Genomic DNA, 6,107 nt, shown 5'->3' on the forward strand with positions numbered 1-6,107 from the left:
CCGAACCGTCCGCCGGGTATTCGTCCGGTCCCCGACCCCCCAGGAGAACACCGGTGAACCAACCGACGGGCGATGTGCTGACGTTCGGCATCGAAGAGGAGTTCTTCGTCGTCGACCGCCGCGGGCACCTGTCCCACGCCGGCGACGACGTCGTCGACGCGGCCGAAGCCGCCGGAGACGACCAAGGCGAGCTGCAGCACGAGCTGACGCGGTCCCAGGCCGAAGCCGCCACCGACGTCTGCCGGACCCACACCGAAGCCCTGCGCCAGTTGCGCGGGCTGCGCGATGACCTCGCGGGCGCCGCCCGCCGGCGCGGGTACCGCGTGCTGCCGGCCGCGTCCCCGCTCTTGTCCGAAACGAACCCACCCGTGATCACGCCGAACCCGCGCTACGAGCGGATGGCCGAACACTTCGGCGCCACCGCCCGGACGTCGCTCACCTGCGGGTGTCACGTGCACGTGGCGATCCCGGACAAGGAGAGCGGCGTCCAGGTCCTGAACCGCATCCGGCCGTGGCTGCCGGCGCTGCTCACGGTGACGGCGAACTCGGCGATTTCCGACGGCTACGACACGGGTTACTGCAGCTGGCGCTACCAGCAGTGGAGCCGCTGGCCCTCGGCCGGACCACCGCCGCGCTTCGCTTCGCTGGACGAGTACGAGAGCATCGTCGACGGCTGGCTGCGCGCGGGCTCGATCCTCGACCGCGGAATGATCTACTGGGACGTCCGGCTCTCGGACAAGCAGCCGACGCTGGAGTTCCGTATCGCCGACGTCGCGGCGGTGCCGGAAGACGCGGTGTTGCTGGGTGTGCTGGCGCGAGGCTTGGTCGCCACGGCACTGGCCGACGACGGCCCGGCGCCGCATCTGTCGAACGAGGTGCTGCGCGCGCAGCTCTGGCGGGCGTCACGCGAAGGGGTGACCGGTTGCTGCCCGCACCCGAAGAGCGGGGACTTGGAGCCGGCGAAGGCGGTATTGGACGACTTGGTGGAGCTGACGGCCCCGGCCTTGGAAGCGGCCGGGGACTTGGACTTCGCGCGGGAAGGGACGGCCCGCCTGGCCGCCGAAGGCGGCGGCGCCGACCGCCAGCGGCGGCGGTTCGGGGAACGGAAGCGGGCCGAGGACGTGGTCGACCTGCTCACCGGCGACTAGGACGCCTCGCACCACGGTGCGGGCTCGCCGGGCCGATGGTGACGCGCTCACGCAATGAGCCCCAGCGATCAAGTCATTCGGAGTTCCGGCGGCTCGATGCCCTGTTTCCAGCGCTCGGGTTCACTCGAATGGCGGGCAACCACCCACAGACGCCATGCGTAAATGTTCAGTTGCACGTCGCGTACGCGAGGCGCGCTGAGCAAATGCGAGGGGAAACGCACACGTGGGTCGCTGGATCACGAAAAATGGAAAACGGATCTACATCGAGGACGGCAAGGGCGGTGCGGGCCCCTTGGTGGCGGTCGCGGCCGCGGTCGTCCTTGCCGGAAGCGGCGTCGCCGGGGTAGGTGCGGCCGGCGTGTTCGCGGGTGGTGGCGGCGTGGGTGCCGGAGCAGCAGCATCCGAAGCTTTCGCCGGCAACGCCGCTGGTGACGTCGTCGACGCTCTGCCGGGACGGTCGATCAAGACTCGCGAAGCCGAAGGCCGCGAGTCGGCGAAGAAAGGCAAGACGGACGAGGCCTGGAGCAAGCTGAAGGTCAAGCAGCTGCGCCGAGAAGTCCACGATCTCGAACACTCGACTGAGTGCATCGCGGCAGCCACGGACAAAGTGCGCGAGTTTCTGATCAGAACGCCGTGTTCGTCCCTGCATCGAATGCTGCTGGCCGTCGGTGACGGGCATGGCAACGCCGCGGTCGTTTCGGTGGTGCGCGTCGGTTTCCGTAGCAAGAAACAGGCCGCGGCGTTCGAAAGAGTCGAGCGAGTGCAGGACAGCGGAGATGTACGGCCGCTGGACGTCGCCGTGGTGCTCGGGGTGGCCGGGGTGAAGATGACGGGGCTGCATTACGCCTCACGCCCGGAGGGCTATGGGATGGTCGTCGCCGAAGCCGACACCGCCACCGGTCACTTCGACGGCGCGACGCTCGACGCACTGGCCGAGGTCGCCTCCTGGATGTCCATCAAGAAGTGACGTCCTTGTCGAGAGCGTCTGACGCAGCCGGAAGAGTCGTCGGATAAGGCCTAATCCTGAAGCCGGTCGAGCAATTCCAATGCCCGGACCGCGGCATGCGACCGGCCGGGGTCGATCACCAGGTGAACGCCCACCGCCTCGGCGTACCGGTGCGCCCGCAACAGCACGCGGATGCCCGCCGCGCCGAGGAAGCACACCTGGCCGAGGTCCACGCGCAGCACTCCGGGGCGTGCTCGGACGTGCTCGTCCAGGACCGCCGCCAAGGCGGCCACCGAACACAGGTCCACCTCGCCTGTGACCTCCACGACCACCGCGTCCGGGCTCTTCCAGCGGAGGTGGCTCCCCTGGTCGCCGTCGGACGGGGCGCGGGGTGACGGCAGGCGGTGCGACGACGGAGCGCCGACCACCCGCAACCGCTCGTGAGTTGTCATGAGTGCGAGGTACCCGCGGCTGCCGAACCGCGAAACAAGCCCCGGGTCCAGGCGCATTTCCGCGGCCGGAGCGGGTAACCCCAGCCGGTCCGGAAGGAGGCTGCCCATGTCCGACGGCCCGCCCACGATGGGCGTCGAAGAGGAGTTCCTCCTCGTGAACCCCCGCACCGGGCACGCTTCGCCGTGCGCCGAGCCGGTGCTGGCCCGCTACCGCCACCACGGGTCGCTGCCCGATGGCGTCCGGGTGCACCGGGAACTGCGGCTGACTCAGCTCGAAGCCGCCAGCGGAGTCTGCACGACCGCCGACGAGCTCCGGTACCAGCTGACCGCCGCGCGCCGGGTGCTGGCCGGCGCCGCCGCGGCCGAAGACTGCGCGTTGCTGGCCACCGGGACGCCGGTCGGGCCCGGGCCGGCCGCGGAGCCACCCGCGAGCACCGGCCGGTACGCCGAGATCGACGCCGTCTACGGCGCGGTCGTCGCCGACTACGAGGCCTGCGGGTGCCACGTCCACGTCGGCGTGCCCGATCCCGACACCGCGGTGGCCGTCGTCAACCACCTCGGCCGGTGGCTGCCCACGCTGCTCGCGCTGTCCGCCAATTCGCCGTTCGACCACGGGCGCGACACCGGCTACGACAGCTGGCGGATGGTCCTGCAGTCCCGCTTCCCCGGCTCCGGCGTCGCCCCGCACCTGCGCGGGTACGCCGAGTACCGGCGGGCCGTCGACACGCTGGTCGACTGCGGCGCGCTGGTCGACCCGGACCAGACGTTCTGGCTGGCCCGCCCGTCCGGCCGGTTCCCGACGGTCGAGTTCCGGGTCGCCGACACCGCCCTGACCGTCGACCACGCCGTGCTGCAGGCCCTGCTCAGCCGGGCGCTGGTGCAGCGGGCCCTCGCCGAGCTCTCCGAAGGCCGGGAGGCCACGCCGCTGTCCCCGCAGGTGGCCGCCGCGGCCGTGTGGGCCGCCGCGCGCCACGGCCTCGGCGGGGACCTGGTGGACGCCGCCGACGCGACCCGCCGTCCGGCGTGGACGCTCGTCGACGACCTCCTCGCGCACGTCCGGGCACCGCTGGAAGACAGCGGTGACCTGGCCGAGGTCCGGAAGCTCGTCGACGCGGTGCGCGACGGCGGCACCGGGGCCACGCAGCAGCGGGCGGTGGCCGGCCAGGAGACGGCGGCCGCGGTGCGGTGGCTCACCGCGGCGACCGTGCCCGCCGCGCATGGAACGCTGCTGACCGGGTAGCCGGGACCATGACGACTTCCACCACCGCGGCGGCCACCCTGCCGGCCGCGCGAGGCCCGCTTTCGGCTTCGGTGCTGGGCATCCTCCTGCGCGAACAGCCGCGGGCCGACCTGGACTTCGACGGTCTCGCCGACGCCGACCCGCTCGGCGACGACCTCCAGCTGGCCCTGCACCTGTGCTACGAACTGCACTACCAGGGCCTGCCGGGCGTGTCCCCCGACTGGGAGTGGGACCCGGAGCTGCTGCGCCTGCGCGGCGCGCTGGAGGCCCGGTTCCTCGCCGCGTTGCGCGACAACGTGGCGGGCGGCGACGACGTCCAAGCGGAACTCGACGGCCTGCTGGTCGAGCCGATCGATATCGAAGGCGTCTCGCACTACCTGCGCGACCACGGTGATTGGACGCAGCTGCGGGAGTACTTCACGCACCGCTCGATCTACCACCACAAGGAGGCCGACCCGCACGCGTGGGTGATCCCGCGGCTGCGCGGCCGCGCCAAGGCCGCGCTGGTGGCGGTGGAGTTCGACGAGTTCGGCGGCGGCCGCGCGGAGCTCGTGCACGCCCGCCTCTACACCGACCTGCTGCGCGCGGCCGGCCTGCCCGACGGCTACCTGGAGCTCATCGACCAGGTCCCCGGCTCGATGCTGGCGGTGGTCAACATGATGTCGCTGTTCGGCCTGCACCGGTCGCTGCGGGGCGCGCTGTGCGGGCACTTCGCGGCGGCGGAGATCACGACAGCGCCGTCCGCGCAGCGGATGGACCAGGCCCTGCGGCGCCTGGACGCGCCGGAGGCGTGCCGGTTCTTCTACACCGAGCACATCGAGGCCGACGCGGTGCACGAGCAGGTCATGCGCCACGACGTGCTCGGCGACCTGCTGGAGCAGGAGCCCGAGCTGGCCGCCGACATCGTGTTCGGCATTCAGGCGACCGAGTTCCTCGAGGGCCGCTTCGGCGAGCAGGTGCTGAGCCGCTGGAAGGCCGGCCGGTCGTCCCTGCGGAGCTGAGACGAGATGGCCTCCCGGCCGGACCGGGAGGCCATCGCCCGTCAGTCGTCCGCTTGGGTGCGGACGCGTTTGCGGTGGCTGGTGTCGCAGAACGGGAACCGCTTGCTCCGCCGGCACGCGCACACCGCGACCAGGAACCGGTCGGAGCGCACCAGCTCGCCCTCGGGCGTGCTCAGCTCGACCGGTCCCTCCACCAGGACCGGGCCGCCCGGGACGACGGTCACCCGGCGAGGCCCGCGCTCAGCGTTCGGCACGCAGCACCACCAGTTCTTCCACCCGCTGGCCGGGCTCGATCAGCCCGGCCGCCTCGAGGAACTCCGTCCGTCCGGAAAGGACCGGGCCGAACGGGATCCGGGCGCGCCGGGCCACCGTGGCCCGCAAGCCCTGCGCGGCCAGCATTTCCCGCGACTTGTCCACATCGGACAGAGCCGATTGCACGAGCAGCATCGTCCCGCCCGGGCGCAGCAGCGTGCCCGCGGCGGCGCACAGCGGGTCCAGCAGCGCGCGACCGTCCGGGCCGGCGTCCCAGCCCCGGGTGGCCCGGACCGTCGCCGCCGGGGACGGCACGTACGGCGGATTCGCCACGACGACGTCGAACGGGCCCTCGCGCAGCGCTCTGGCGAGGCCTCCCCGGCACGGGCGCACGGCTAGCTGCCGGACCAGCGCGTTCAGCCGCGCCGAGGCCAGCGCCCGGCGCGAAAGGTCCACCGCCAGCACGGTTCCCGCGCCGCGGCGGGCCAGGGTGATCGCCTGCGCGCCGGTGCCGGTGCACAGGTCGAGGGCGCGGGCGCCGGGCCGGATCGCCAGCTCGGCGATCGCCGACGCGAGCAGGGCGGTGTCTTCCTGGGGGCGGTAGACACCGGGCAGCCGCAGCATCCGCGGGGCGGGCGGCACGGGCGAGTGGACGACGGACCGGGCGGCCAAGGGGCCCGGGCGGACGGGTTCCGCCGACGTGGTCATCTGGGTCTCCTTCACCTCACCGCGGTCCCGGCGCGATCGCCGGTGACAACCGCGTCGCTCCCGGCTTACCCGGCGATCTTCGCGGCAAACGCCGGGGGTTGAGCCGTGCGCGGCGGGGGTATCCGCTGCGGAAACGACCGTGAAGGAGGACGAAATGACGTCCGAAGAGCGCACGCAGCACCCGACCGACCCCGCCGAAGGCGCCCGGGGCGACGACCCGCACGGCGACACCCCGGAAGCCCAGCGCGAGACCCTTCGCGGCGAGCAGGGCACGTCGACCGGGGACGAGCACGACGACAGCGACCCGCAGTCCGGCTGAAGCAATCGAAAAACCGGGGGTCGCGTTCGGACTGTCCGAAC

At 72.4% G+C, this 6,107-nt stretch carries 8 protein-coding genes; 5 read left to right on the forward strand and 3 right to left on the reverse strand.

Annotated elements, in window-relative coordinates; all coding sequences use genetic code 11:
• Positions 1–53 precede the first annotated feature (53 nt).
• Together ACWDN5_RS28970 and ACWDN5_RS28975 are read left to right on the forward strand one after the other, a co-directional pair.
• Entirely contained in the window at positions 54–1,148 is a 1,095-nt protein-coding gene (locus ACWDN5_RS28970; RefSeq protein ID WP_449678503.1) for a carboxylate-amine ligase, read from the forward strand.
• 223 nt (positions 1,149–1,371) lie between these two features.
• Positions 1,372–2,115, forward strand: a complete 744-nt coding sequence (locus ACWDN5_RS28975; protein WP_449678504.1) for a hypothetical protein — start codon at positions 1,372–1,374, stop codon at positions 2,113–2,115.
• Positions 2,116–2,165: 50 nt separating this feature from the next.
• Here ACWDN5_RS28975 and ACWDN5_RS28980 read toward each other — a convergent pair whose 3' ends face one another.
• A complete protein-coding gene (locus ACWDN5_RS28980; RefSeq protein ID WP_449678505.1) occupies positions 2,166–2,546 on the reverse strand; it encodes an STAS domain-containing protein in 381 nt (126 codons plus the stop codon).
• 106 nt (positions 2,547–2,652) lie between these two features.
• On the opposite strand from ACWDN5_RS28980, the gene ACWDN5_RS28985 reads away from it, so the two are divergent.
• Together ACWDN5_RS28985 and ACWDN5_RS28990 are read left to right on the forward strand one after the other, a co-directional pair.
• Complete coding sequence (locus ACWDN5_RS28985) at positions 2,653–3,786, forward strand: carboxylate-amine ligase (RefSeq protein WP_449678506.1); 1,134 nt, start codon at positions 2,653–2,655, stop codon at positions 3,784–3,786.
• A gap of 8 nt (positions 3,787–3,794) precedes the next feature.
• Positions 3,795–4,787, forward strand: coding sequence for an iron-containing redox enzyme family protein (locus ACWDN5_RS28990; RefSeq protein ID WP_449678507.1), 993 nt, complete (start codon positions 3,795–3,797; stop codon positions 4,785–4,787).
• A 41-nt stretch (positions 4,788–4,828) separates the two neighbouring features.
• Here the strand turns inward: ACWDN5_RS28990 and ACWDN5_RS28995 are convergent, their stop codons facing one another.
• The gene (locus tag ACWDN5_RS28995) at positions 4,829–5,041 is read right to left on the reverse strand and encodes a CDGSH iron-sulfur domain-containing protein (protein ID WP_449678508.1); all 213 of its coding nucleotides are present in this window, start codon (positions 5,039–5,041) and stop codon (positions 4,829–4,831) included.
• Positions 5,028–5,747 carry a methyltransferase gene (locus ACWDN5_RS29000; protein ID WP_449678509.1) on the reverse strand — a complete coding sequence of 240 codons (720 nt, stop codon included), beginning with the start codon at positions 5,745–5,747 and terminating at the stop codon, positions 5,028–5,030. The genes ACWDN5_RS28995 and ACWDN5_RS29000 overlap by 14 nt, the downstream gene beginning before the upstream one ends.
• A gap of 154 nt (positions 5,748–5,901) precedes the next feature.
• On the opposite strand from ACWDN5_RS29000, the gene ACWDN5_RS29005 reads away from it, so the two are divergent.
• A complete protein-coding gene (locus tag ACWDN5_RS29005; protein ID WP_310975710.1) occupies positions 5,902–6,066 on the forward strand; it encodes a hypothetical protein in 165 nt (54 codons plus the stop codon).
• Positions 6,067–6,107 lie beyond the last annotated feature (41 nt).

The sequence above is a fragment of the Amycolatopsis sp. NPDC003731 genome (assembly GCF_053586895.1).

Bases quoted from the DNA above. Each gene is read 5' to 3' on its own strand.
- ACWDN5_RS28980 (WP_449678505.1), bottom strand. From the start codon at position 2,546: ATGACAACTCACGAGCGGTTGCGGGTGGTCGGCGCTCCGTCGTCGCAC.
- ACWDN5_RS28985 (WP_449678506.1), top strand. From the start codon at position 2,653: ATGTCCGACGGCCCGCCCACGATGGGCGTCGAAGAGGAGTTCCTCCTC.
- ACWDN5_RS28990 (WP_449678507.1), top strand. From the start codon at position 3,795: ATGACGACTTCCACCACCGCGGCGGCCACCCTGCCGGCCGCGCGAGGC.
- ACWDN5_RS29000 (WP_449678509.1), bottom strand. From the start codon at position 5,747: ATGACCACGTCGGCGGAACCCGTCCGCCCGGGCCCCTTGGCCGCCCGG.
- ACWDN5_RS29005 (WP_310975710.1), top strand. From the start codon at position 5,902: ATGACGTCCGAAGAGCGCACGCAGCACCCGACCGACCCCGCCGAAGGC.